The following is a 23,422-nucleotide window of genomic DNA, read 5'->3' as shown; positions in this document are numbered from 1 at the left end:
CGATAGAGAGATATCACGCGTTTCCAGGAAGGTGAACCATGCCGAGCCGACTGGCCGGTGTTCCCGCCGGCCGCCGTACCAAGTGGGTCGTCCTCGTCGCCTGGCTGATCCTGCTGATGATCGGCGGCGCGCTCGGGGGCAGACTGCAGGGCGTCACGAAGAACAGCGCCGAGGCCTACCTGCCCGGCGGGGCCGAGGCGACCAAGGTCATCAAGCTGCAGCAGAAGCTGCACCACGAGGACGGGACCGTCACGCTCGTGTCGTACGAGCGGCGTGGCGGCGTCACCCCACAGGACCTGGCGTTCGCGCGGGCGGCGGCCGTGGAGCTGAAGGGCGTCTCGCACGTCGCGTCGGTCACGGGGCCGATCACCTCCAGGGACGGTGAGGCGATGCAGCTCGTCGTCCCGGTCAGCGGTGACGGGGACGTCGTCCTCAAGTCGATCGACGAGCTACGCAAGGTGGTCGAACGCGGGCCGCCGGCCGGGCTCGACGTCCGCGTCACCGGTCCGGGCGGCACGATGTCCGACCTGATCGGGGTCTTCATGACGGTCGACGGCACCCTCCTGATCGTCACCCTGGCCGTCGTGATCGTCATGCTGCTGGTGACGTACCGCAGCCCGTTCCTGTGGGTCGTGCCGCTGGTGTCGGCCGGTTCGGCGTACATGCTGTCCCAGGGACTGGTCTACCTGCTCGCCAAGGCGGGTCTCACGGTCAACAGCCAGAGCACCGCGATCCTGGCGGTCCTGGTGTTCGGCGCCGGAACGGACTACGCGCTGCTGCTGATCGCCCGCTACCGGGAGGAGCTGCACCGGCACGAGGACAAGCACGAGGCCATGCGGATCGCGCTGCGCCGCGCGGGGCCCGCGGTCCTCGCCAGCGCCGCCACCGTGACGATCGCGCTGCTGTGCCTGGTCGTCGCCGAGCTCAACTCCACCAGCGGCCTCGGCCCGGTCGCGGCGGTCGGCATCGTCTGTGCGCTGATCGCCATGACCACGCTGCTGCCCGCCCTGCTCGTGGCGCTGCCGCGCGGCGTCTTCTGGCCGATCGTGCCGCGGTTCGACGTCCGGTACGTCGACGAGCCCGACGCGGTGGAGAAGGAGCACGGCGTCTGGGCCCGCGTCGCGGGGTTCGTCAGCGCCCGGCCGCGGATCATCTCGATCGGCGGCGTGCTGGTGCTGGCCGCCCTGGCGTTCGGCGTCCTGTCGCTGAAGACCGGACCGGTATCGAACGCCGGACAGTTCGTCGGCACCCCTGACTCGGTCGTGGGCGAGCGGGCGCTGGCCCGGCACTTCCCGGCCGGCACCGGCAGCCCGGCGGTCGTCATCGGCCCGCGCAACGCAGACCTGCGCGCCACGATCGCCCGTACGCCCGGCGTGTCCGCGGTGAGCGCACCGGTGGCCGCGGGCGACTACGAGCAGTACGACGCGACCCTGTCCAGCGCGGCGGACACCGGCGCCGCCCGCGACACGGTCGACCGGCTGCGCGCCGCGGTGCATCCCCTGGGGGCGATGGTCAGCGGGACCACCGCCATCAACCTCGACACGCAGCGCGCCGCCGCGCACGACAACAAGGTGATCATCCCGATCGTCCTGGCCGTCGTGTTCGTCATCCTGGTCCTGCTGCTGCGGGCCCTGGTCGCGCCGCTGCTGCTGATGGCGACGGTGGTGTTGTCGTTCGCCGCGTCACTCGGCGTGTGCGGGCTGGTGTTCACCCACGTGTTCGGCTTCGAGGGCGCCGACTCCAGCTTCCCGCTGGAGATCTTCATCTTCCTGGTCGCGCTCGGTGTCGACTACAACATCTTCCTCATGACCCGGGTGCGGGAGGAGTCGCAGCGGCTGGGCACGCGGCGCGGCGTCCTGCGCGGCCTCACCGTCACCGGCGGTGTGATCACCTCGGCCGGGGTCGTGCTGGCCGCGACGTTCGCGGGGCTGGCGACCCTGCCGGTGACGGGCACGGTGGAGATGGCGTTCGCGGTCGCGTTCGGCGTGCTGCTCGACAGCCTGCTGATCCGGTCGCTGCTCGTCCCGGCCCTGACGTACGACATCGGGAAGCGCATCTGGTGGCCGGGCCGTCTCGCGGGGGACGCGGCCGCCGAGCCGGACCGACGGCCGATGCCGCAGGCCGTGCGCTGATCACGGGGCGCTGATCACAGGCCCGCTGAGTACAGGGCGCGACGGGCTCCCCGACCGGGCGGGGAGCCCGTCGCGCACGTCGTCATGGACCGAGTGCCCGCCGGAACCGGCACCGTGACGGCCCCCGTCATCTTCGGAGGGTCAGGCGACCTTCTCGCCGGAGGAACCGCCGGAAGAACCGGACGAGCCCGAAGAAGAGTCGGAGGACGACGAGGACGAGGTGTCCTTCTTCGCCTCGGTCTTGGCGGGCTCGCTCTTCTTCGCCGAGCCGCTGGTCGAGGTGCTCGAACCACTGCGGCTGTCGGTGCGGTAGAAGCCCGATCCCCTGAACACGATCGCCGCCGCGGAGAACACCTTGCGCAGACGCCCGCCGCATGCGGGGCACTCGGTCAGCGGGTCGTCGCTGAACTTCTGCACGACCTCCAGAGGCTCACCGCATTCGGTGCACGCGTACTGATACGTCGGCACGAGTTCCTCCTAGCTGTACACAGCCCTCGGGGGCTGGCACTCTCACTCAGTGACTGCTAATGCTACCGGGCGCCGAATGATTCCCGCCGCACACGTTCACTGATCGCCGTGCTCGCCGTACCAGCCGGCCAGCTTCCCGCGCCGGCTGACGGCGCGCAGCCGGCGTTCGGCGGCGGGCCGGGCGGCGCTCGTGGCGACGACCAGCAGCTCGTCGCCCGCCTGCAGGGCGGTGTCGGGGCCCGGCACGAAGCTGTGTCCGTCCCGGACGACCAGCGTGATTACCGCGCCCTCGGGCAGCCGCAGCTCGAAGATCTCCACGTTGTTGAGCCGGGAGTCCGGCGGGATCCGGATCTCCAGCAGGTCGGCGTGCAGCTCCTCCAGCGGGGCGGCCTCGACGTCGATCTCCCGGGCGCGGTCGGGGACGGTCACCCGCAGGAGGCGCGCGAGCGAGGACAACGTCGGCCCCTGCAGCAGGGTGAACACCACGACGATGATGAACACCTGCGCGAACAGCGCCTCCGCACCGGGCAGCCCGGCCGTCACCGGAATCGTGGCCAGCACGATCGGCACGGCGCCGCGCAGCCCGGCCCACGACAGGAACGTCTTCGCACGCAGATCGAGCCCGAAGAACGGCGTGGACACCAGGACCGACAGCGGCCGCGCCACCAGCACCAGGGCGAACCCGCAGATCAACGCCGCGCCGACCTGCGCCGGCAGCTCATCCGGAGACGCCAGCAGCCCGAGCATGATGAACAGCCCGATCTGCGCCAGCAGGGCCAGACCCTCGGCGAACCCGCGGGTGGCCGGGCGGTGCGGCAGCCGGCTGTTGCCCAGCACGAGGGCCGCCAGGTAGGTCGCCATGAACCCACTGGTGTGCGCGACGGACGCCGCGCCGTACGCGCCGACGGTGAGCGACAGCACCGCGATCGGGTACAGGCCGGACGCGGGCAGCGCCGCCCGGCGCAGGGCGTGCGCGCCGAGCCAGCCGACCAGGAGGCCGATCGCCGCTCCCACGACGAGCTCGTAGACCAGCTCACCCGCCATCAGCAGCGGCGACTCCACGTGTTTCGCACTGAGAGCGGCGACGAGGATGACGACCGGCGCGTCGTTGAACCCGGACTCGGCCTCCAGGATGCCGGTCAGGCGGGCGGGCAACGGCAGCCGCCGCAGCACGGAGAACACCGCCGCGGCGTCCGTCGGGGCGAGCACCGCGCCCAGCAGCAGGGCGAGGCGCCAATCGATGCCCACCAGCCAGTGCGCCACCGCCGCGACCACCGCGATGCTGACCGCGGTGCCGGCGACGGCCAGCGAGAGGGCGGCCGCGACGGCCCCCCGTACGGCCGACCAGCGGGTGGTGAGTCCGCCTTCGGCCAGGATGAGCACCAGCGCCGCCAGACCCAGTGTCTCGGCGACCAGCATGTCGTCGAACCGGATGCCGAACCCCGCCTCGCCCAGCACCAGGCCGAACGCCAAGTACAGCAGCAGACTGGGGAGCCCGCTGCGGTGGGCCAGTCGGACGGCCACGATCGCCACGATGACCACGATCGAGCCGAGCAGCAGCCACAGGTCGAGTTTCACCCACACCCCCTTGAACAGGACTTTCTCACAATCCGTCACCGGCGACGGCGGAGCGCCGCCGCGCTGGACGGGGAAGGTCGGATCAGCGGTGGCGGATCAGCGGTAGCGGATCAGCGATGGCGGATCAGCGGGTCGACTCCGTTGACGACGTTCGTCACCGGTCGGCCCTCGACCGCGGCCCGTATGTTGTCGACCACGGCGGTGATGATGTTGAGCTGCGACTGTCGGGTCGCGCCGGCCGCGTGCGGAGAGAGCAGGACGCTCTCGTGCCGCCGGAGCGGATGGTCGGCGGGCAGCGGCTCGTCGTCGTACACGTCGAGCGCCGCTCCGGCCAGCCCACCGCCGTCGAGCGCGGCGAGCACGGCGTCGTCCGGCGCGATCCCGCCGCGCGCGACATTGATCAGGAACGCGCCCCGGGGCAGCAGCGCCAGCCGCCGGGAGTCCAGCAGCCCGACGGTCTCCGGTGTGCGCGGCAGGCAGACGACGAGGATGTCCGAGCCGGCGAGCAGGTCGTCCAGCTCCTGGTAGACGCCGGTGTCCCGGCGCCGCCGCGACCAGTACGCGACCCGGCAGCCCAGCGCCTCGAACAGCCGCATGACCTCCGCGCCGATCGCGCCCATGCCGAGCACGCCGACCCGGCGGTTCGCCAGCTCGTCCGAACCGCGGGCGGCCGTCTCCAACTGCGGCCAGCCGCCCTCCCGCATGCGCCGGTCCGCCCACGACAGCTGCCGGGACAGGTCCAGCGCGGCGGCCAGGGCCCACTCGGCCACCGAACGGGCGTTCGCGCCGGCGGTGTTGGCCACCGCCACCCCGGCGGCGGTCAGCGCGTCCAGGTCGAGGCTGTCCACCCCGACCGACGGCATCTGCACGAACGCCAGGCGCGGGGCGGCCGCCACGGCGGCGGCGTCGAGCGACAGCCCGCCGGTGAAGTCGCCGACGACCAGCTCCGCGTCGGCCAGCGCCGCGTGCAGGGCATCGCGACTCCGCTCGGCGGGCACGACGACCTCGGCGAGCGGGTCGAACACGTGATGGATCAGGTCCGGACCCAGCGGCGGCAGCGCCAGCAGCCGCCAGCCCGCCCCGCTCACGAGCCCTCCTTCGTCGGAGGAGCGACCGGACGCGCCGCGCTGACGATTCGCGCGCTTCGCGCACTCATGTCTCGGCCCCGGGCGGGGCGAACCTGACCAGGCCGCCCGACGGGGTGACCGCCGCGCGTACGGGCAGGTCATGTGCTTCGGCGGGCAGGGAGGCGACCAGCTCGGTGTCGTAGACCGGCGCGATCGTCAGGATGCCGGGGGCGACGCGGGTCAGCGCCCGGTCGTACGAGCCGCCGCCGCGCCCGAGGCGCACGCCGGTCGACGACACCGCCAGCGCGGGGACGATGACGATGTCGGCGCTGCGGATCGCCTCCGGACCGCGCGTCGGCTCGGTCGGCTCCAGCAGGCCGTACGGTCCCGGCCGCAGCGAGTCGGGGCCCTCGTAGGAGGCCCAGTCGAGGTCGCGGTCCGGGAGCAGCCGAGGAACGAGGACGTACGTGCCGCGCTTCCACAGCGCGAACAGCAGGCTCTGGGTGGCCGGCTCGGTGCCGACCGAGACGTACGCGGCGACGGTGCCCGCCATCTCCGCCTCCGGCAGCGTCAGCACGGTGTCGCGCAACAGCCGCCCGGCGGCGGTGCGTTCGTCCGGGGTGAGGCGGGCGCGGGCCGCCAGCAGGTCCGAACGCAGGGCCGTCTTCTCCTCGGTGATGTCGCGCACGTGTCTATTGTCACGTGAAACCGGAGTGAGAATCCCCTTCGAATGCGCGACGCAAGGGGGGACCGTTCGCGGAACAGCCACGATCGACGGTTAGGGTCTTGTCATGGCCGACCACGTACCCGTCACCAAGGCGGTCGTTCCCGCTGCCGGCCTTGGCACGCGCTTCCTGCCCGCGACCAAGGCGACCCCCAAGGAAATGCTCCCCATCGTCGACAAGCCGGCGATCCAGTACGTCGTCGAGGAGGCCGTCGCGGCCGGGCTCGACGACATCCTGCTGATCACCGGCCGGGGGAAGCGGCCGATCGAGGACCACTTCGACCGCGCGTACGAGCTGGAGGAGGCGCTGCGCGCAAAGGAGGACCCCGAGCGGCTCGGGTCGGTCCGGGAGTCCGCCGAACTCGCCGACGTCCACTACGTGCGCCAGGGCGAGCCGAAGGGCCTCGGGCACGCCGTCCACTGCGCCCGCCGGCACGTCGGCAACGAGCCGTTCGCCGTACTGCTCGGCGACGACCTGATCGACGAGCGTGACCTGCTCCTGCAGCGCATGCTCGAGGTCCGCCAGACCCACGGCGGCAGCGTCGTGGCGCTGATGGAGGTCGAGCCCGAGCAGGTGTCGCTGTACGGCTGCGCCGCGATCGAGCCGACCGACGAGGACGATGTCGTCCGCGTCACCGACCTCGTCGAGAAGCCGGTGCCGGGGGAGGCCCCGAGCCGGTGGATCATCATCGGCCGGTACGTCTGCGACCCCGCCGTGTTCGACGTCCTGGAGAAGACCCCGCCGGGCCGGGGCGGCGAGATCCAGCTCACCGACGCGCTGCTCACGCTGGCCAGGCGGGACCGCTCGGAGGGCGGCCCGGTGCACGGCGTGCTGTTCCGCGGCCGCCGCTACGACACCGGCAACAAGCTGGACTACCTGCGCACGGTCGTGCAGTTCGCGGCCGACCGGCCCGAGTTGGCCGACGAGTTCCTGCCGTGGCTCCGAGAGTTCGTGGCGAAGCACGATGAAGCGGGTAGATGAGCATCTGGCGGACATCCTGGGGTCGGTACGGGAGCTTCCGCCCCTGGAGTTGGCCCTGTCGGAGGCATCCGGCGGCGTCCTCGCCGAGCCCGTCACCGCGCCCGTCGACCTGCCGCCGTTCGACAACTCCGCCATGGACGGATACGCGGTGCTGGCCACGGACGTCGCGGCCGCGTCCGAGACATCACCCGTAAGCCTGTCGGTCGTCGGCGACATCGCCGCCGGCGACCAGGGCGCGTACGGCATCGCCCCGGGGCTGTGCGCCCGCATCATGACCGGCGCGCCGCTGCCCGGCGGCGCGGACGCCATCGTCCCGGTCGAGTGGACCGACGGCGGCACCGCCAAGGTGACGATCCGGCGGGCCGCCACGCCCGGCCACTACATTCGGCGCGCGGGGGAGGACGTCACCGCCGGGCAGACCGTCCTGCCGACCGGCACCCGGCTCGGCGCCGCCCAGATCGGCATGCTCGCCGCGGTCGGCCGGGCCCGCGTCCTCGTACGCCCCCGGCCCCGCGTCGCCGTGCTGTCCACCGGCAGCGAACTGGTCGAGCCCGGCCGCCCGGTCGGTCCCGGCCAGATCTGGGACTCCAACAGCTTCGCGCTGACCGCCGCCGTCACCGAGGCGGGCGGCGTCGGCTTCCGGCAGGGCACGGTCGGCGACGACCCGCGCGAGGTCCTCACCACGATCGAGGAGCAGCTCGCGCACGCCGACCTGATCATCACGTCGGGCGGGGTGAGCATGGGCGCGCGCGACGTCGTGAAGGAGGTCCTGTCGGGGCTGGGCACGATGCGGTTCGAGAAGGTCGCGATGCGGCCCGGCAAACCGCAGGGCTTCGGCCTGCTCGACGACCGCGTCCCCGTCTTCACGCTGCCCGGCAACCCGGTCAGCGCGTACGTCTCCTTCCAGGTGTTCGTCCGCCCGGCGTTGCGCGCGCTGCAGGGGCTGCCGCCCGCGCCGCCGCGCACCGTACGAGCCCGTCTCTCCGTACCGATCACCTCGCCGGAGGGCCTGCGGCACTACCTGCGCGCGGAGCTGTCGACAGACGACGATGGGGACTACCGGGTGGTCCCGGCGGAGGCGCAGGGCTCCCACCAGGTGTTCGCGCTCGCGTCCTCGAACGCGCTGATCGTCCTGCCCGAGGACGTCACCGAACTCCACGCAGGCGACACCGTCGACGTGCTGGAGCTGCCATGAGCGAGCGGATCGGGCGAGTCTTGAGCGCAGCGCCTTTGGTCACTTCTCTCACTAGGGAGGCCGCATGACCGGGTTCTCGCACCTCGACGAGTCCGGGGCGGCCCGGATGGTGGACGTCTCCGCCAAGGAGGTCTCCGCCCGTACGGCCACCGCTACCGGCTTCGTGAGCCTGTCCGCGGAGTGCGTCGCGGCCCTGCGCGCCGGGAACGTCCCGAAGGGCGACGCGCTGGCCGTCGCCCGCATCGCCGGAATCCAGGCGGCCAAGCGCACTCCCGACCTCGTCCCGCTGTGCCACCCCATCGCCATCCACGGTGTCACCGTCGACCTGACCGTCCGCGACGACGGCGTGGCCATCGTCGCGCAGGTGCGCACCGCGGACCGTACGGGCGTGGAGATGGAGGCGCTGACCTGCGTGTCCGTCGCCGGGCTCGCCCTCATCGACATGGTCAAGGCGGTCGACCCGGCCGCCGTCATCACGGACGTGCGCGTCGAGGAGAAGACCGGCGGCAAGACCGGCGTCTGGCGGCGGCCGTGACGGCGATCAGGGCCATGGCGGTCACCGTGTCGAACCGCGCCCACGCCGGCGTCTACGAGGACACCTCCGGGCCGGTCCTCGCCGGCCTCCTGCGCGACCTCGGCTGCCAGGTCGACGGCCCGGTCGTCGTCCCCGACGGCGAGCCGGTCGAGGAGGTCCTGCGCGACGCCGTCGCCCGGGGCTACGACGCCGTCGTCACCAGCGGCGGCACCGGACTCACCCCGACCGACCGGACCCCGGAGATGACCAGGCGCGTCATCGAACGCGAGATCCCCGGCATCGCCGAGGCCATCCGGCTCACCGGCCGGCAGAAGGTCCCGGCCGCGATCCTGTCCCGCGGCCTGGCGGGCGTCGCCGGACGTACCCTCATCGTCAACCTGCCCGGCTCGACGGGCGGAGTACGCGACGGGATGGCCGTGCTCGGCGAGGTGCTGCGACACGCCGTCGACCAGATCGGCGGCGGCGATCACCCGCGCACACCCTGACGAGGATGGCGTAGGACCCGCCACAGGGGAATCATGGGAGTGTGGCAAGCATGCGGGGTTGGCCGGCCAACCTGAACGAGGGGCCGGTCGGGCTGCGGCCCTTGCGGCTACGTGACGCGCCGATCTGGCGGGAGGTGCGGATTCGCAACGCCGAATGGCTGCGTCCCTGGGAGCCGACCAATCCCGAGACGCCGCTCTTCCGCAGTGGTCTCGCTCCCTACCTCAGCATGGTGCAGACGATGCGCCGCGAGGCCCGGCACGGCCTGGCCCTGCCGTGGGTCGTGACGTACGACGGGGAGTTCGCCGGGCAGCTCACCATCGGCGCCATCGTCTGGGGCTCCGCCCGGTCGGCGCAGATCGGCTACTGGGTCGACAAGGCCGTCGCCGGTCGCGGCGTCATGCCGACCGCCGTCGCCCTGGCCGTCGACCACGCCTTCTTCAACGTCGGCCTGCACCGCGTCGAGGCGAACATCCGCCCGGAGAACACCGCGAGCCGTCGCGTCGTCGACAAGCTCGGCTTCCGTGAGGAGGGCGTCCGCCGGCGACACCTGCACATCGACGGCGCCTGGCGTGATCACATCTGCTACGCCCTGACGACCGAGGACGTTCCCGGCGGCCTGCTGTCCCGCTGGCGCGCCAGCACCCGCCAGGCCTTCCCGCACTGAGTCCGGCCCACGCCGAGGGGGACGGCGGCTGAGGCGTTCACCGGGATGCCGCTCCCCGGCGACCCAGGGTTTCCCGCGGACACGGGATGATCACCGCAGCCGGACGGTGGTGCAGACGATACGGGAATGTGATGTTTGCGGAGCCATACTCCGGATACCGAGGGTGGCGGGCGCCGTACGCCGTGATCATGGTGCCTGGAAACTTTTGGTCAGCAAAGTTTCAGGAAGGATCCGATCTCGCGACACACCGCCCCTAATGCTCGTCAACCACTGACGGTGGGTCTTAGCGTGCGGGACGTGAGCGAGCGCGTCTGCCAGGTCAGCCTGCGGCCTCGACGCGCCTACGAGGAGGGCTGATGAGCAGCGCACTCCTCTACCTTGCGATCGTAGCCGTCTGGGGCGTCGTCCTGGTCCCCATGTGGCTTCGTCGTGACGGCTCCCGAACCCGGAACCGGCGCCTGGACGAAGACGCCGACACGCTGGTCGAGACGCCCTCCGAGGCCGCTGAGAGCCTCGACGAGGCACTGCCCGAGGACGACGTCGTCCCGGCACGGGCGGCCCGCTCCGCTGTCGGCCGGCGGGCGAGCCGCGCCGCCGTCATCGCCCGCCGCCGGCGCCGCACCGTCGGTCTCATCCTCCTCGTGCTGACGGCGGTCGCCACCGTCGTCGCCGGCGTCACGCCGTGGTGGTTCACGCTGCCGCCGTCCGTGCTGCTCGTCGGCCACCTCACGCTGCTGCGCAGCGCCGTCAAGATGGACGCCGAACGCCGCCGCGCCCGACGTCTCGCCCACCTCCGCGCCCTCGAGGCCGACCGCCGCGCCCGCGCGGAGGAGGAGGCGCGCCTCGCCCGCGAGGTCCAGCGGTCCGCCGAGATCATCGCCATGCCCGACCGCCCGCAGCAAGAGGTGTACGACCAGTACACCGACCAGCGCGCCGTCGGCGACTGATCCGACCGACGCCGCCACGCGACCTCGCCGGGCGGCGGCAGCGCTGATCACTGGCGTTCACTGCCCTCTATCGGCAGCAGGTGCCAGGGATCAACGCAGCCGTGCAGGCCCACCCTGTACGGTCGGGCATCCCGCCGGGCGTGCCGGGCATCGGCACCGACCTGCTGTGATCCGGAACACCGGGCAACCGATGCGCGAGGAGTGCCGAATGTTTGCTAGCCTTACAGCGTCCTTGGGGCTGTAGCGCAGTCCGGTAGCGCACCTCGTTCGCATCGAGGGGGTCAGGGGTTCAAATCCCCTCAGCTCCACTTCGGACCTGGGACCAGTGTGGTCGAGAGCTTCGCTCTCTTCCCGCTGGTCCTTCGTCGTTTTCTCCGGGGGACGCCCCCGGACCCCCAATGGTCAAAGGCCGGTCCCGATCACGGAACCGGCCTTTTTCAATCTCGTACAGCAGCGAAGTACGGCAACGCCCTCAGCGGCTCGCGCTGGCCGCCATGAGCAGATCAGCGGAGGCCCGCCGGGCTGTGCGCTGCTGCGCCCGCCCGGCGCGGGCGCGCTGCGGTTTCTGGGACCGGATTGAGAGCCGGTTCACCCAAGGGTGGCTGGGGTGGTCCAGGCCCGGACCTGCTCGACCAGGGCGGTGACATGATCTGGAGGCGTGGTCTTGGTGATGCCGTGTCCCAAGTTGAACACGAACGGGCCCCCGCTCAGGGCGCGCAGGATGCGGTCCGTCTCGGCGGCCAGCGCGGGGCCGCCGGCGACGAGGAGCTGGGGATCGAGGTTGCCCTGCACGCAGCGCCCCAGGCCGCGCTGCAGCCTCTGTGCGGCCCACGCGAGGGGAACCGTGGCGTCCAAGCCGATGCAGTCTGCTCCGGTGGCCTCGGCGAAGCCGTCGTAGGAGAGCCCGGCGCCCCGGGGAAAGGCGATGACCGGAACGTCCGGGTGCTTCTCTTTAAGCGCTGCGGTGATGGTGGCGACCGGCTTGACGCACCACCGTTCGAAGAGGGCGTCCGGGAGTATCCCGGCCCAGGTGTCGAACAACTGGACTGCTTCCGCACCCGCGTCGATCTGTCGGTCCAGGAACTGGATGACGGCGGTCGTGAGCAGGTCGATCAGTGACTGGAATCCGTCCGGGTCGCTCAAGGCCCACTGCTTGACGACGGAGTGCTCTGACGCGGCGCCGCCGCGTCCCTCGACCATGTAAGTGGCGATGGTCCACGGCGCGCCGGCATAGCCGATCAGGGCGACTTCAGAGGGGAGGGCGCGGGTGAGCCGCCGTACGGTCTCGTAGATCGGGGCCAGTTCCTCATGGAGGCGGGAAACACCAAGGAACTCCGCTATGTCCGCTTCCGAGCGGACAGGAGGCGTCAGCACCGGGCCCTCGCCTACGCGGTAGTCCAGCGTCTGGCCCAGTGCGGCGGCGACCTGCGGAAGGTCCGCGAAGACGATCGCGGCGTCGAGCGGGAAGCGGCGAATCGGCTGCAGGGTGACCTCGACGGCGTGCTCGGGCGAATTGCAGAGCCCCACCATGCCCCCGGCGGCCGCACGGACCCGGTGGTACTCGGGCAGGTACCGCCCGGCCTGCCGCATCAGCCATATCGGTGGCCGTTCGGTACGCTCTCCCGCGAGCGCGCGCAAGAGCAGCTTCTTAGGCTGAACGGTGCCGGACACCGGCTTCAGGCCGACTTCTCCCCGTGTGCCGATCTCCATGCTGTTCCGTCCTGTTGAATGGCCCTAGACCCGGTTAGCAGGCTCCAACCCCGGGAAGGAGCCGTCGCCATCGTAGGGGCTCGGGGAAATCGGCCGAATTCAGGGCCGGTGCCGAGGGACGCTACGACTGCTGCCAAGCCCGCGAACACCAGTCGCCAGGCGGCCGTGGTCAGGGGTGGTCGCCGAGTTGCGCGACTTCGCTGGACAGGCCTCTGTCGCGCAGGCGGCTCAGGGCGCCTCGTCGGTGCCGTCGCCGGTGATCAGGAGGTGGATGTCGGCCAGCGGGCAGACCAGGGCCAGGTCGGTGCGGTCGAGCTTCGAGGAGTCGGCGAGCAGGATGTGGTAGCCGCGGTCGGCGAGCCGGACGGCGGGCCCGGTGTGCTGGCGGTCCTGGGTGGCCACGATCGCGGCGTCGGCCAGCCGCTCCTGCGCGGCCAGGTCGCTCCAGTCGGCATGGACCCGGTCGGAGGGGGCGCCGAACTCCTCGGCGGCCGCCGCGCGGCGGCCCGGGTCGGGCTCGGCCAGCGCCACCACACGTCCCACGCCGCCGGCATGGGCGAGGCGGGCGTACGACTGTCCGCGTAGTCCCGCGCCGGGCTGCCGACGCCAGCCGCCGACTGACCGGCCGCGTCGCATCGCGCTACGACCAGTCGTTCGTCACCTGGCGCGCGATCCGCATCGCTCCCCACGCCGCCGCGTGACCGGTCGATGGGAGGCTCCGCGGCGCGCCGGTCTCACCACCGGGGACGCTGAGCGAACTGAGGACTGTCAGGGCGCTGGGGACGGCCCTGACCGCCCTGGCCGAAACCGGGATCGAAACCGTTAGAGCGCTGGGGGAGGCTTCGACCGTCCTGACCGTAACCGTCCTGATCGTCCTGAGCAGAACCAGAGTTGGAACCGTTGGAGCGCTGAGGGAAGCCTGGACGCTGCGGGGGTTCAACGCGCCAAGGGTAGGGCTGAGCACAACGAGACGCTCGCCCGGACGTTCCCTCGCAGGCCTGAGCGGACCCTCGATGGCCGACGCTCCCGCCACCGCCGGTGGACCCGTCACCTGACGTAGTGGTGCGATGCGGCCTCGGCCGGCTCGTCGACCGGTCCGGGGACGTGGCCGGCCTGGTCGGCCTGGCGGTGTGGGTCGGTTTCGGTCTGTGGGTGGATTTGGCGGTGCGGGACGGCCGTGGGGTGTGGGTTGGACGGGCCGTCTTGCTCGGCTTGGCTGTCTTGCTCGGCTTGGCCGTCGGGGTCGGCTCGGCGGAGGGAGTCGGTTCGGCGGTCGGGGTCGGTTGAGCGGGCGAGCTCGGCTCGGCGGACGGAGTCGGCTTCGCGGTCGGAGTCGATGCGGACGACGAGGTCGGTTCGGTCGTCGGCGTCGCCTTGGCGGACGACGTCGGGGTCGACGACTTCGAGCCGCCTGCCGGGGCGGTGGTCCGCCGAGGCGTCGCGGTCGTGGGCGCGGTGCTGGTCCGGGTCGGCGTCGGCGACTTGCTCGGGTGAGACGTGACCGCCTTCGGTGAGGGGATCGTCGGATCCGCCGAGGAGGGCGACTGGGTCGAAGGGCTCGGCCGCGCGCTCTGGTGGACGGCCGCGCCGGTGTCGTGCGTGCCGTGTGAGCCGGTCAGCGCGAAGGCCGTGCCCGTCGCCGCGGCGACGCAGGCCACCAGGGCCACGACCGGGAGGAGCCGGCCGCCGCCCGATGACTTCTTCGGCTTGGCGTGCGTACCGCGGGCGGGCGGCTGCCCGCCGGTGATCGCGTTCGCGTCTTCGGCCCACGCGGCGTCGAGGGCCGCCCAGGCCGCCGACTCCGAACCGGCCGGTTCAGCCTCGGAAGCGCCGGGCTCGGCGGGCCGGGAGTCACCGGGTACGGGCTGATCCGGTCGCGCGTCCGCGGAGGTTCCGCCGACCTGGCCCAGCGGCGCGGTGGCCGCCTGATCCGGGGAGATGGCCGGGATCTGCCGAGTGGCGTCATCGGCCGACGTGGGGGAGCCGTCGAGCGAGGGTGTCGCGCCGGCGTCGAATCCCGTCGCCGGCGGCGCGGGCGCGGCCGCGGCGCACGAGGCCAGTATCCGGTCGCGTTGCCCCGCCGGAGGCTCGTATCCGAGTGTCACCAGCCGGTGCAGCGCCTCCCCGCTCAGCGGGGCGAGCATGGCCGAGTTCCGCGTCTCCTCGCCCCGTACGGAGGCAGCGGCCTGTTCCAGACGTTGCTGCGCGTCCCACGCGAGTGTCTCGGCGGCGTTCCGCGTCACGCCGAGGACCTGGGCGGTCTGCTCCGGGTCGAGAGCGTTCGTCAGGGCCAGGACCTCGCGGTCTCCGGGACTCAGGAGGGCCAGCGCGCGCCGCAGCGGGTCGGTCGACGTGGTCGTCGCGACGCCGCGAAGAAGGGCGCCGCGCCGTACACACTGGGCTCGGGCGAGCGAGTGCAGCCACATCGGAAGCCGCGCGTCGTCATCCGGAACGGCGCCCGGATCGCGGGCGACGGCGACGAAGACGTCGTGCAGCGCGTCACCCGCTTCGACGCCGACCATGACATAGCAGTAGGCGTAGAGCGCTTCGCCGTACTCGTCATAGAGCGCGCCGAACGCCTGCGGAGCACCCGTCCGTAGGGCCTCGGTCAAGGACATCGGTATCTCCGTCCCGCCACATCGTCCCAAGATCGTGACAAAGTTACGTACAACGGTGGAAAATGGATACTATCTAACAAACCAGACAGAACAGTGCCCTGAGCAGGCAAAATGTCCTCCGGGGGCGGCGGGAGGCCCAGCCGCCGAGCCGCTCGGCGTCGGGCTCGGCGAGCCGGTGTCGGCCCTCGCGATCGCCGGGAGGGGTCGGCCGCCCGGCCGGGCCGGTTCGGACAACGGTGTCGCGCGGCGCCGGGTCCGGGCCGTACGGTGACCGCTGCCGGAGACGTACGGGCCGACAGGAGGCACTGGTGGACGACGAGGTCGTGCGGACCTTCAAGGAGATCGACTACGACGGCGACGGGTACATCACGGCGATGGAGTTCAAGCTCGCCATGACCCGCCGCCACGAGGCCGTCAGCGGCGATGAGATCAACTCGATCTTCGCCCACGCCGACGACGACGGGGACGGACGCATCAACCTGGCGGAGTTCGCCAGGGCGTGGAGCTCCTGAGGCGGCCCGCCGGTTCCCGGTGATCGCCGGGGGCCGGCGTCGTCACGGACGTTCGAGCCTCGTCGAGAGCGTCGTGCTGGCGACCACCGCGCAGGTGAAGGGCGGCGTCAAGAAGCGGCTGGCCGAGACCCTCACCAAGGGGGCGGCAGCCTCGCTCGCGGTGTCCGCGGTGACCTCGGGAAGTATGGGGCTGCTCGTCGTCGCGGTGCCGCCGGCGGTCTGGGTCGTCGTCACGTCGTACCGCCTGCTGATGATCGAGCGCATCCACAGCGGATTGGACCTCGGCAGGCTGGTCTTCGACGCGCCGATCCAGGCGCTGACCGCCACCCTGAAACGGGGGCTGCTGAACGAGGTCATCGTCGCGGATCGCAGTGCCGGCCAGTCGCTGGTGCGCCTGAACCTGGGAGTCAGGGGAAAGGCGGCACGGGAGATCGTCTCCGCCTTCCCGGACCCCCTCCTGACGCGGCCGCTCGTCCGGTGAGCCACTCTCTGGAAGCGGCATTGACGGCCCATGGTCTTCCTGGAGGAAGTGCGGACGAAGCCTTGGCGGGACACGGACCCGCCGCCGTCCGGTGACGCTCGCCGGGTGGGTCCGGCGCTGAGATCCTTGGGCTCTCGCCGGTGATCTACAAGCCCGGAGAAACTCGATATGTGGCCATAATGGCTTAATTCGGTCTATTTCGGGCATTAAGGGATTCTTTGGCGGTGTCGTTCGTTGCCGGAAAGGTGATCGTTCGCACCGCGGTCGTGCGACCGTCCGTGTTCCACCGGTCGTACGGCGGGCCGGGTGAGTACCTCGTGGGTCTCGCCCGGCGGATGATCTAGGCTGGCGGCTGGGACACAGGAGTGCATATGGGACAAGGCGCGGTGGACGGCGTCTCCGACGGCAGCGAGGACGCCGCCGCCGGTGAAACGGGGGGCGACTCCCCGGCCCAGGACGGCGAGGGCGACGCCGGAGGGCGTGCGGGGGCAAAGGGTTCTGCGGCCGGAGTAGGCGGCAGGCGCGGCGCGCTGGCCGAGGACGGCATCTCCGTCGTCCAGGCCGCGGCGGCGCCCAAACGCGCGACCCCGACGGGCGCCGAGACCGCAGCGGGTGACCGTACGGACGTCGCCGCGTCCGACGTGGACGCCACTGCGGCCGACGCGGCCCGACCTGATGACACCGCGTCCACGTCCGGCACGGCCGACGGCACCCCGTCCAGTACGGCCGACACCGCGGACGACGCCCCGTCCGACGCGGATGCCACCGACCCGGGCGGCGCCGACGCCGATACCGACGCGGTGGACGCCGAGGACGCGGCAGCGGCCGAGGCCGCGTCCGGCGAGGAGACTCCCGCCGATGCCGATGCCGATGCCGATGCCGATGCCGATGCCGATGCCGATGCCGAGAACGCGAAGGGCGGCGGGTCCTGGCGCGGTCTCGTGCACGCACTCGGGCTGACGGTCGCCTCCGCGGTGGTCTGGGGCGTCGCGCACCTCTGGGCCGGACGCCGTGTCGCCGGGATCCTCCTGATGGGCCTGTTCGCCATCCTGGTCGGCGGCGGGGTATTCGTCGCCCTGCGGTACCAGCACGACCTCAAGAACATCGCGGTGCAGCGGGACTGGCTCGCCGGAATCACCGGCGGCATCCTGGCGCTCGCGCTCCTGTGGGCCGGCATCGTCGTCCGCTCCTACCAGGTGGTCCGCCCCACCGGGATGGCCCGGACCGCGCGGGTCCTCGCGGGCGCGATGGTCCTGGTGCTCGCCGTCGGGGTGTGCTCGCCGCTCGTCTGGGCCGCGCGCAGCACCTACACCCTGCGGGACACGATCGGCACGATCTTCCACGGCGACCAGGCGCGGCCGCAGCCGGTCAACGTGGAGAACCCGTGGAAGGACAAGCCGCGGGTCACCGTCCTCCTGCTCGGCGGGGACGGGGCCGGTGACCGCATCGGCATCCGTACGGACAGCATGACGGTCGCCAGCATCGACACGAAGACCGGGGACACGGTGCTGTTCAGTCTGCCCCGGAACCTGCAGCACTTCCCGGTTCTGCCCCGCCTGCGGTCCCGCTGGCCGGACGGGTTCACCGGGGTGGGCGCCCCGGGCGACCAGGGCCTGCTGAACGAGCTGTTCCAGGACGCCGAGGACGATCCTTCGCTCGTGCCCGGCTTCGGCAAGGGCCGGCGCGGGCCCGAGTTGGTCCGTGAGGAGATCTCGTACCTCATCGACCAGCCCATCGACTACTACATCCTCGTCAACCTGTTCGGCTTCGCCGACATCGTCGACGCGATGGGCGGGGTGAAGGTGCACATCGCCCACGACATCCCGTTCGGCGGTCCGGAGGACGGCAGTGCGCCCACCGGGGTGCTCAAGACCGGGGACCGGGACCTCAGCGGCAAAGAGGCGCTCTGGTACGGGCGGTCGCGGACGGCGAGCGACGACTTCACCCGGATGGGGCGGCAGAAGTGCCTGATGAAGGCGATCGCCGAGCAGGCCGACCCGCAGCGGGTGCTGACCCGGTTCCAGCAGCTCGCGGCCGCCGCGAAGAAGACGATCTCCACCAACATCCCGGCCGAACTGCTGCCCGCCCTCATCACGCTCTCCGAGACGATGAAGCACGGCGCGCAGATCAGCAGCCTGATGTTCGTTCCGCCGCAGTTCCACGTCTACCGGCCGGACCTGCAGGTCATGCGGCGTGCGGCGGCCGCCGCGCTCGCGGCCAGCGAGGAGCGTTCGGCGACCGCCACCCCCTCACCCGAGGCGTCCGGCGGCGCGAGCACCTCCGCGCAGCCGTCGGCCACTCCGGCGCCCGCGGCGTCGCCGGCCGGGCTGAGCAGCCCGGGGCCGTCGGGGTCCGCGGGGGCCTCGGCCGGGGCGAGCGCGGCGGCGTCTCCGGGTGACTCGGCCACCCCGAGTGCCGGGGATGACGCGTCCGGCAGTGCGTCGCCCACGGCCCACACGAAGGACAAGGCGGTCTCGCTGACGGCCGCCTGCGGCTAGTCCGTACTGGATATACGCCATTCACGCGGCACTTCATGAGCTTTTCATGAATGCGGCGATAAGTGGGGCCAGTGTGCCTTACCGTGCTATCGGTCCAGGTTGGGTCACAGGTCGGGTACGATCCATCGGTCAATGCCAATGGTTACTGACCGCATCTAGTCAATCACTTTGCAAACCGGTCGGCGCGGCCGCACGTCCCTGATGGGGATGCGCGCCCGGAGCGAGCTTTGCTCGCGAGCAGAGGATCAGGAGACTTCATGGCACGGCAGGTTGGGAGGCGTGAGCCGGTACCCGTCGCCGGTCTGTGGCGGGCGCTGGGGCTGACCCTCGCCTCCGCGGTCGTGTGGGGAGTGGCTCACGTGGCGGCCGGTCGCCGCGCCGCCGGGTTCACCCTGATGGGAATCCTCGCACTGCTGATCGTGGGGACCGCCACCACAGGGCTGGCGTTCCAGGAGAAGTTGAAGCAGATCGCCGTGCAGGGCACGTGGCTGAACGTCATCATCGCCGCCTTGCTGGCGCTGGCGCTGGTGTGGGCGTCGGTGGTGATCCGGTCGTATCAGGTGGTGCGGCCGGTGGGATTGCCGACGACGATGCGGGTGGCGTCGACGTCGCTGGTCGTGGTGCTGTCGCTGTTGATCTGCACGCCGTTCGTGTACGCGGCGAACACCACTTATGTGCTGCGCGACACGTTGTCGAAGATCTTCCCCGGCGACGACAGCTCCGGCCAGAAGGTGAACGCGGCCAACCCGTGGAAGGACATGCCGCGGGTCAACGTCCTGCTGCTGGGCGGTGACGGCGGTAAGGACCGCAGCGGCATCCGTACCGACAGCATGACGGTCGCCAGCATCAACACCAAGACCGGCGACACGGTCCTGCTGAGCCTGCCCCGGAACCTGCAGCACTTCCAGGTGCCGCCGCGGCTGCGGTCGCGGTGGCCGCAGGGCTACACCGGAGACCCGGGAGACCAGGGGCTGCTCAACGAGGTCTACATCGAGGCGCAGCGGCACGCCGACCTGCTGCCGAAGTACAAGAAGGCGGCCCAGCGCAGCCCGCACCTGCTCGAAGAGGTCATCGGGTACCTCCTCGGCATCAAGATCCACTACTACGTGCTGGTGAACCTGAACGGGTTCAAGGACATCGTGGACGCCATGGGCGGTGTAACGGTCCACATCGAGAAGAAGCTGCCCATCGGCGGCGAGCCGGAGCGGGGCATCCCGCCGTCCGGCTATCTCCTGCCGGGCACGCACCACCTGAACGGCGAGAAGGCCCTGTGGTACGGCCGCAGCCGGCACGCCGACGACGACTTCCACCGGATGGACCGGCAGAAGTGCCTGATGAAGGACATCGCCGAGCAGGCCGACCCGCAGAAGGTCGTCACCCACTTCGAGAAGCTGGCCAAGGCCGCGACCAACACGATCTACACGAACATCCCGTCGGCGCTGCTGCCGGCGCTCGTGAAGCTGTCCGGCACCGTGAAGAACGGCGCCGACATCCACAGCCTCGCCTACAACCCCGACAAGATCCCCGGCTTCCACGTCTACCAGCCGAGCACCCTGGTCATGCGGAACGCGGCGGCCAAGGCCATCGCGGCGAGCGACAACCCCCAGCAGACCAAACCCACGCCGACCACCAGCGCCACCGCCAAGTCGAACAAACGGAAGACTTCGCGCGTCACACCCAGTGCGACGGCCTCGTCCACCGGATCCAACGGCGCGGTCTCGCTGAAGAACGCCTGCGGCTGAGCCGGTGAGCTGAGCCGGGGCGTTCGCCACCGGTCCTGGGCCGGCGTGTGACCGAAGCTGCATTCGACACCGAGTCTCGCCGCCTCGTGTGCGGGACCCGGACGGACGCTCGCGGAGCGGCGTCCGTGATCGGAGGGTCAGGGGACTTATGGCACGGGGTCAGGCGAGAGGGCACCGGCCCGTACCGGTCGCCGGTCTGTGGCGGGCGTTGGGGCTGACCCTCGCCTCCGCGGTCGTGTGGGGAGTGGCTCACGTGGCGGCCGGCCGCCGTGCCGCCGGGTTCGCTCTCATGGGCCTGCTCGTCCTACTGGTGGGCGGTGCGGCGACGCTGGGGCTGGCGTTCCAGGAGAAGCTGAAGCAGATCGCCGTGCAGGGCACGTGGTTGAACGTGATCACCGCGGCCTTGCTTGTCCTGGCGCTGGTGTGGGTGTCGGTGGTGATCCGGTCGTATCAGGTGGTGCGGCCGGTCGGGTTGCCGACGGCGATGCGGGCGGCGTCCATGACGCTGGTCGCGGTGCTGTCGTTGATCATCTGCACGCCGTTCGTGTACGCGGCGAACACCACCTATGTGCTGCGGGACACCCTGTCGAAGATCTTCCCCGGGGACGACACCTCCGGCCCGAAGATCAACGCGTCCGACCCGTGGAAGAACATCCCCCGGCTCAACGTCCTGCTGCTCGGCGGTGACGGCGGTAAGGACCGCAGCGGCATCCGTACCGACAGCATGACGGTCGCCAGCATCGACACCCACACCGGCAACACGGTGCTGATCAGCCTGCCGCGGAACCTCCGGTTCTTCCAGGTGCCGGCCCGGCTGCGCTCCATCTGGCCGAACGGCTATCGGAACGTGAACGCGCAGCTCGGGTACGACGGAATGCTCAACTCGGTCTACCTGAGCGGTGAGAAGAACCCCAGCCTGGTCCCCGGGTTCAAAGCGGGACAGCGAGGCCCGCACCTGCTCGAGGAGGTGATCGGCAACCTCATCGGCCTGAAGATCAACTACTACGTCCTGGTCAACCTGGGCGGGTTCAAGGACATCGTGAACGCCATGGGCGGCGTGACGGTCCACGTCGAGAAGGCACTGCCGATCGGCGGCGAGATCGTGAACGGCCGCTACACCAAGCAGCCCACCGGCTGGCTCAAGGCCGGCACCCAGCACCTGGACGGCGAGAAGGCCCTCTGGTACGGCCGGTCGCGCGACGCCGACGACGACTTCCACCGGATGGACCGGCAGAAGTGCCTGATGAAGGACATCGCCGACCAGGCCGATCCGCAGAAGGTCGTCACCCACTTCGAGAAGCTCGCCAAGGCCGCGACGAAGACCATCTTCACGAACCTGCCCGCGGCGCTGCTGCCGCCCCTGGTCAAGCTGTCCGGCACCGTCAAGAGCGGGTCCGACATCACGAGCCTCGCCTTCAGCCCGTACAAGATCCAGGGCTTCGGTACCGACGACCCGAACGTGCCGCTCATGCGCCGGCTGACCACCAAGGCCATCACCGCCAGCACGCACCCGAAGCCCACGCCCAGCCCGACCGCCACCGTCAAGAAGCGCAGGACGAAGAGGAAGACCTCGCCGACGGCGGCCTCGAACGGCTCGGTCTCCCTCAAGAACGTCTGCGGCTGAATCGGCTCCGGCGCACCGGGCGACGTACGGACCGGCCGGGCCATCGCGGTTCACGATGCAGAATGTGCTGATGACCCGTATCCCCCCGCTGCGCCGGCGCGTGCTCGTGGCGATCGTCGGCGTGGCCGCCCTCGCGGTCGTGCTGTTCGCGATCCCGCTGGCCATCGCGCTCCAGCGGTTGTATCGGGACGAGGCGATCAAGTCACTCGAACGCGACGCGACCCGGATCTCGGCGGCGGTGCCCGACACGATCGCGCGGCGTCCGAAGCCGGTGACGCTGCCCACCGGCATGTCCCGGCACCTCAGCGTGGGCATCTACGACCTCGACGGCGACCGGGTCACCGGGCGCGGCCCGAGCAACTCACCGGTCGCCGGGGCCGCTGGAGACGGGCGGGTCCACGAGGCGGTCGAGAACGGCCTGCTGGCCGTGTCCGCGCCGGTTCCCTCCGACGAGAACATCGTCGCGGTCGTCCGGGTCGCGACCCCGTACAAGCACATCAGCGGACGGGTCGAACGCGCCTGGCTGCTCATGGTCGCGCTCGCCATCCTCGTCGTCGGGCTCGCCACCATGGTGGCGCGGCGCCAGGCGGGCCGGCTGGCCGCGCCGCTCGAAGGCCTGACGCGCGACGCCCAGGCGCTCGGCAGCGGCGATTTCAGCATCCGGGCGCGCTCCGTCGGCGTCCGTGAGGCGGACGCCGCGAGCCGCGCCCTCGAGGCGACCGCCCGGCGCCTCGGCGAGCTGCTCGAACGCGAGCGCGCGTTCAGCGCCCACGTGTCCCACCAACTGCGCACGCCGCTGACCGGACTGCTCTTGGGCCTCGAGTCGGGGCTGACGGGAGAGGACCCGCGGGCGGTCATCCGCACCGCGATCGAACGCGGCGAGCATCTCCAGGAGATCATCGACGATCTCGTACGCCTGTCGCGCGGCAGCCCGGCCGACCGCGGAGTGCTGAACGTCCCCGTGCTGCTCGCGGAGCTCCGCGCCCGCACGGACGTCACCGTGAAGATCGAGCCGGGCCTGCCCGAGGTGCGCGCCTCGCTGTCGGCCGTACGTCAGATCGTCAACGTCCTGGTCGACAACGCGGTGACCCACGGCAAGGCGCCCATCACCGTGTCCGCGGTCGACGTCGGCCAGGGCCTGGCCATCGAGGTGGGCGACGAGGGCCCCGGCATCCCCGACGGGGCCGACGTCTTCCGCGGCCCCGCCGACGGGCACGGGATCGGGCTCGCCCTCGCACGCTCGCTCGCCGAGGCCGAAGGGGGCCGCCTGGTCCTGCGGCGGCCCGCCCCTCCGGTTTTCAGCTTGCTTTTGCCTACGAGCGACTACCGTGGCGCCGATTGACGCCATGCAGACACACTCACACCTCCGCCACCGCGCCGCGCTCGTACCGATCGACGCCGCGCCGATCGAGTCACGTCTCCGTGACCGCCTCGTGTTCGTGACGACCGGCGCGGCGCC

Annotated in this window: 20 protein-coding genes and 1 tRNA gene; 14 read left to right on the top strand and 7 right to left on the bottom strand. The window is 71.2% G+C overall.

What is annotated here, in order from left to right; translation table 11 throughout:
- The first annotated feature begins 38 nt into the window (after positions 1–38).
- Complete coding sequence (locus ABD978_RS17115; RefSeq protein WP_345354696.1) at positions 39–2,132, top strand: MMPL family transporter; 2,094 nt, start codon at positions 39–41, stop codon at positions 2,130–2,132.
- Positions 2,133–2,273: 141 nt separating this feature from the next.
- Here the strand turns inward: ABD978_RS17115 and ABD978_RS17110 are convergent, their stop codons facing one another.
- The 4 genes from ABD978_RS17110 to ABD978_RS17095 form a co-directional block, all read right to left on the bottom strand.
- On the bottom strand, positions 2,274–2,600 hold the full coding sequence (locus ABD978_RS17110; RefSeq protein ID WP_345354695.1) for an FmdB family zinc ribbon protein: 327 nt from the start codon (positions 2,598–2,600) through the stop codon (positions 2,274–2,276).
- A 96-nt stretch (positions 2,601–2,696) separates the two neighbouring features.
- Positions 2,697–4,178, bottom strand: coding sequence for a potassium/proton antiporter (locus tag ABD978_RS17105; RefSeq protein WP_345354694.1), 1,482 nt, complete (start codon positions 4,176–4,178; stop codon positions 2,697–2,699).
- A 110-nt stretch (positions 4,179–4,288) separates the two neighbouring features.
- Positions 4,289–5,266, bottom strand: coding sequence for an NAD(P)-dependent oxidoreductase (locus ABD978_RS17100; RefSeq protein ID WP_345354692.1), 978 nt, complete (start codon positions 5,264–5,266; stop codon positions 4,289–4,291).
- A 64-nt stretch (positions 5,267–5,330) separates the two neighbouring features.
- Complete coding sequence (locus ABD978_RS17095) at positions 5,331–5,933, bottom strand: 5-formyltetrahydrofolate cyclo-ligase (RefSeq protein ID WP_345354690.1); 603 nt, start codon at positions 5,931–5,933, stop codon at positions 5,331–5,333.
- A gap of 103 nt (positions 5,934–6,036) precedes the next feature.
- On the opposite strand from ABD978_RS17095, the gene galU reads away from it, so the two are divergent.
- From galU to ABD978_RS17060, 7 genes are all read left to right on the top strand, one after another.
- Positions 6,037–6,951, top strand: coding sequence for a UTP--glucose-1-phosphate uridylyltransferase GalU (galU, locus tag ABD978_RS17090; protein ID WP_345354688.1), 915 nt, complete (start codon positions 6,037–6,039; stop codon positions 6,949–6,951).
- The gene (gene glp / locus ABD978_RS17085; RefSeq protein WP_345354686.1) at positions 6,935–8,146 is read left to right on the top strand and encodes a molybdotransferase-like divisome protein Glp; all 1,212 of its coding nucleotides are present in this window, start codon (positions 6,935–6,937) and stop codon (positions 8,144–8,146) included. Before galU ends, glp begins: the two co-directional genes overlap by 17 nt.
- A 64-nt stretch (positions 8,147–8,210) precedes the next feature.
- Entirely contained in the window at positions 8,211–8,681 is a 471-nt protein-coding gene (gene moaC / locus ABD978_RS17080; protein WP_345354684.1) for a cyclic pyranopterin monophosphate synthase MoaC, read from the top strand.
- Between the two features lie 14 nt (positions 8,682–8,695).
- Positions 8,696–9,166 carry a MogA/MoaB family molybdenum cofactor biosynthesis protein gene (locus ABD978_RS17075; protein WP_345355929.1) on the top strand — a complete coding sequence of 157 codons (471 nt, stop codon included), beginning with the start codon at positions 8,696–8,698 and terminating at the stop codon, positions 9,164–9,166.
- Between the two features lie 50 nt (positions 9,167–9,216).
- A complete protein-coding gene (locus ABD978_RS17070) occupies positions 9,217–9,831 on the top strand; it encodes a GNAT family N-acetyltransferase (RefSeq protein ID WP_345354682.1) in 615 nt (204 codons plus the stop codon).
- A 356-nt stretch (positions 9,832–10,187) separates the two neighbouring features.
- The gene (sepX, locus tag ABD978_RS17065; protein WP_345354680.1) at positions 10,188–10,778 is read left to right on the top strand and encodes a divisome protein SepX/GlpR; all 591 of its coding nucleotides are present in this window, start codon (positions 10,188–10,190) and stop codon (positions 10,776–10,778) included.
- Between the two features lie 234 nt (positions 10,779–11,012).
- A tRNA-Ala gene (locus tag ABD978_RS17060) sits at positions 11,013–11,086 on the top strand.
- A 280-nt stretch (positions 11,087–11,366) separates the two neighbouring features.
- Here ABD978_RS17060 and hemE read toward each other — a convergent pair.
- From hemE to ABD978_RS17045, 3 genes are all read right to left on the bottom strand, one after another.
- Positions 11,367–12,488 (bottom strand): uroporphyrinogen decarboxylase, encoded by a 1,122-nt coding sequence (gene hemE / locus ABD978_RS17055; RefSeq protein ID WP_345354678.1) that lies wholly within the window; start codon positions 12,486–12,488, stop codon positions 11,367–11,369.
- A 228-nt stretch (positions 12,489–12,716) separates the two neighbouring features.
- Positions 12,717–13,124 (bottom strand): Gfo/Idh/MocA family oxidoreductase, encoded by a 408-nt coding sequence (locus ABD978_RS17050; protein WP_345354676.1) that lies wholly within the window; start codon positions 13,122–13,124, stop codon positions 12,717–12,719.
- A 98-nt stretch (positions 13,125–13,222) separates the two neighbouring features.
- Positions 13,223–15,106: a hypothetical protein gene (locus tag ABD978_RS17045; RefSeq protein ID WP_345354674.1), complete on the bottom strand. Its 1,884-nt coding sequence runs from the start codon at positions 15,104–15,106 to the stop codon at positions 13,223–13,225.
- A gap of 308 nt (positions 15,107–15,414) precedes the next feature.
- Here ABD978_RS17045 and ABD978_RS17040 point away from each other — a divergent pair, with 308 nt between their 5' ends.
- The 6 genes from ABD978_RS17040 (at position 15,415) to ABD978_RS17015 (ending at position 23,305) form a co-directional block, all read left to right on the top strand.
- Entirely contained in the window at positions 15,415–15,618 is a 204-nt protein-coding gene (locus ABD978_RS17040) for an EF-hand domain-containing protein (RefSeq protein WP_345354672.1), read from the top strand.
- A gap of 73 nt (positions 15,619–15,691) precedes the next feature.
- Entirely contained in the window at positions 15,692–16,099 is a 408-nt protein-coding gene (locus ABD978_RS17035; RefSeq protein ID WP_345354670.1) for a hypothetical protein, read from the top strand.
- 371 nt (positions 16,100–16,470) lie between these two features.
- Entirely contained in the window at positions 16,471–18,597 is a 2,127-nt protein-coding gene (locus ABD978_RS17030; RefSeq protein WP_345354668.1) for an LCP family protein, read from the top strand.
- 257 nt (positions 18,598–18,854) lie between these two features.
- A complete protein-coding gene (locus tag ABD978_RS17025; protein WP_345354665.1) occupies positions 18,855–20,339 on the top strand; it encodes an LCP family protein in 1,485 nt (494 codons plus the stop codon).
- 148 nt (positions 20,340–20,487) lie between these two features.
- Positions 20,488–21,963 (top strand): LCP family protein, encoded by a 1,476-nt coding sequence (locus ABD978_RS17020; protein ID WP_345354663.1) that lies wholly within the window; start codon positions 20,488–20,490, stop codon positions 21,961–21,963.
- 70 nt (positions 21,964–22,033) lie between these two features.
- Positions 22,034–23,305: a sensor histidine kinase gene (locus ABD978_RS17015; protein ID WP_345354661.1), complete on the top strand. Its 1,272-nt coding sequence runs from the start codon at positions 22,034–22,036 to the stop codon at positions 23,303–23,305.
- The last annotated feature ends 117 nt before the right edge of the window (positions 23,306–23,422 follow it).

Source organism: Actinoallomurus liliacearum (assembly GCF_039542035.1).
GTDB lineage: Bacteria > Actinomycetota > Actinomycetes > Streptosporangiales > Streptosporangiaceae > Actinoallomurus > Actinoallomurus liliacearum.
This window is presented reverse-complemented; position numbering and strand designations above follow the sequence as displayed.

Bases quoted from the DNA above. Each gene is read 5' to 3' on its own strand.
- ABD978_RS17030 (WP_345354668.1), top strand. From the start codon at position 16,471: ATGGGACAAGGCGCGGTGGACGGCGTCTCCGACGGCAGCGAGGACGCC.
- sepX (WP_345354680.1), top strand. From the start codon at position 10,188: ATGAGCAGCGCACTCCTCTACCTTGCGATCGTAGCCGTCTGGGGCGTC.
- galU (WP_345354688.1), top strand. From the start codon at position 6,037: ATGGCCGACCACGTACCCGTCACCAAGGCGGTCGTTCCCGCTGCCGGC.
- ABD978_RS17015 (WP_345354661.1), top strand. From the start codon at position 22,034: ATGACCCGTATCCCCCCGCTGCGCCGGCGCGTGCTCGTGGCGATCGTC.
- moaC (WP_345354684.1), top strand. From the start codon at position 8,211: ATGACCGGGTTCTCGCACCTCGACGAGTCCGGGGCGGCCCGGATGGTG.
- ABD978_RS17070 (WP_345354682.1), top strand. From the start codon at position 9,217: ATGCGGGGTTGGCCGGCCAACCTGAACGAGGGGCCGGTCGGGCTGCGG.
- ABD978_RS17050 (WP_345354676.1), bottom strand. From the start codon at position 13,124: ATGCGACGCGGCCGGTCAGTCGGCGGCTGGCGTCGGCAGCCCGGCGCG.
- ABD978_RS17025 (WP_345354665.1), top strand. From the start codon at position 18,855: ATGGCACGGCAGGTTGGGAGGCGTGAGCCGGTACCCGTCGCCGGTCTG.
- hemE (WP_345354678.1), bottom strand. From the start codon at position 12,488: ATGGAGATCGGCACACGGGGAGAAGTCGGCCTGAAGCCGGTGTCCGGC.
- ABD978_RS17075 (WP_345355929.1), top strand. From the start codon at position 8,696: ATGGCGGTCACCGTGTCGAACCGCGCCCACGCCGGCGTCTACGAGGAC.
- ABD978_RS17020 (WP_345354663.1), top strand. From the start codon at position 20,488: ATGGCACGGGGTCAGGCGAGAGGGCACCGGCCCGTACCGGTCGCCGGT.
- glp (WP_345354686.1), top strand. From the start codon at position 6,935: ATGAAGCGGGTAGATGAGCATCTGGCGGACATCCTGGGGTCGGTACGG.
- ABD978_RS17115 (WP_345354696.1), top strand. From the start codon at position 39: ATGCCGAGCCGACTGGCCGGTGTTCCCGCCGGCCGCCGTACCAAGTGG.
- ABD978_RS17045 (WP_345354674.1), bottom strand. From the start codon at position 15,106: ATGTCCTTGACCGAGGCCCTACGGACGGGTGCTCCGCAGGCGTTCGGC.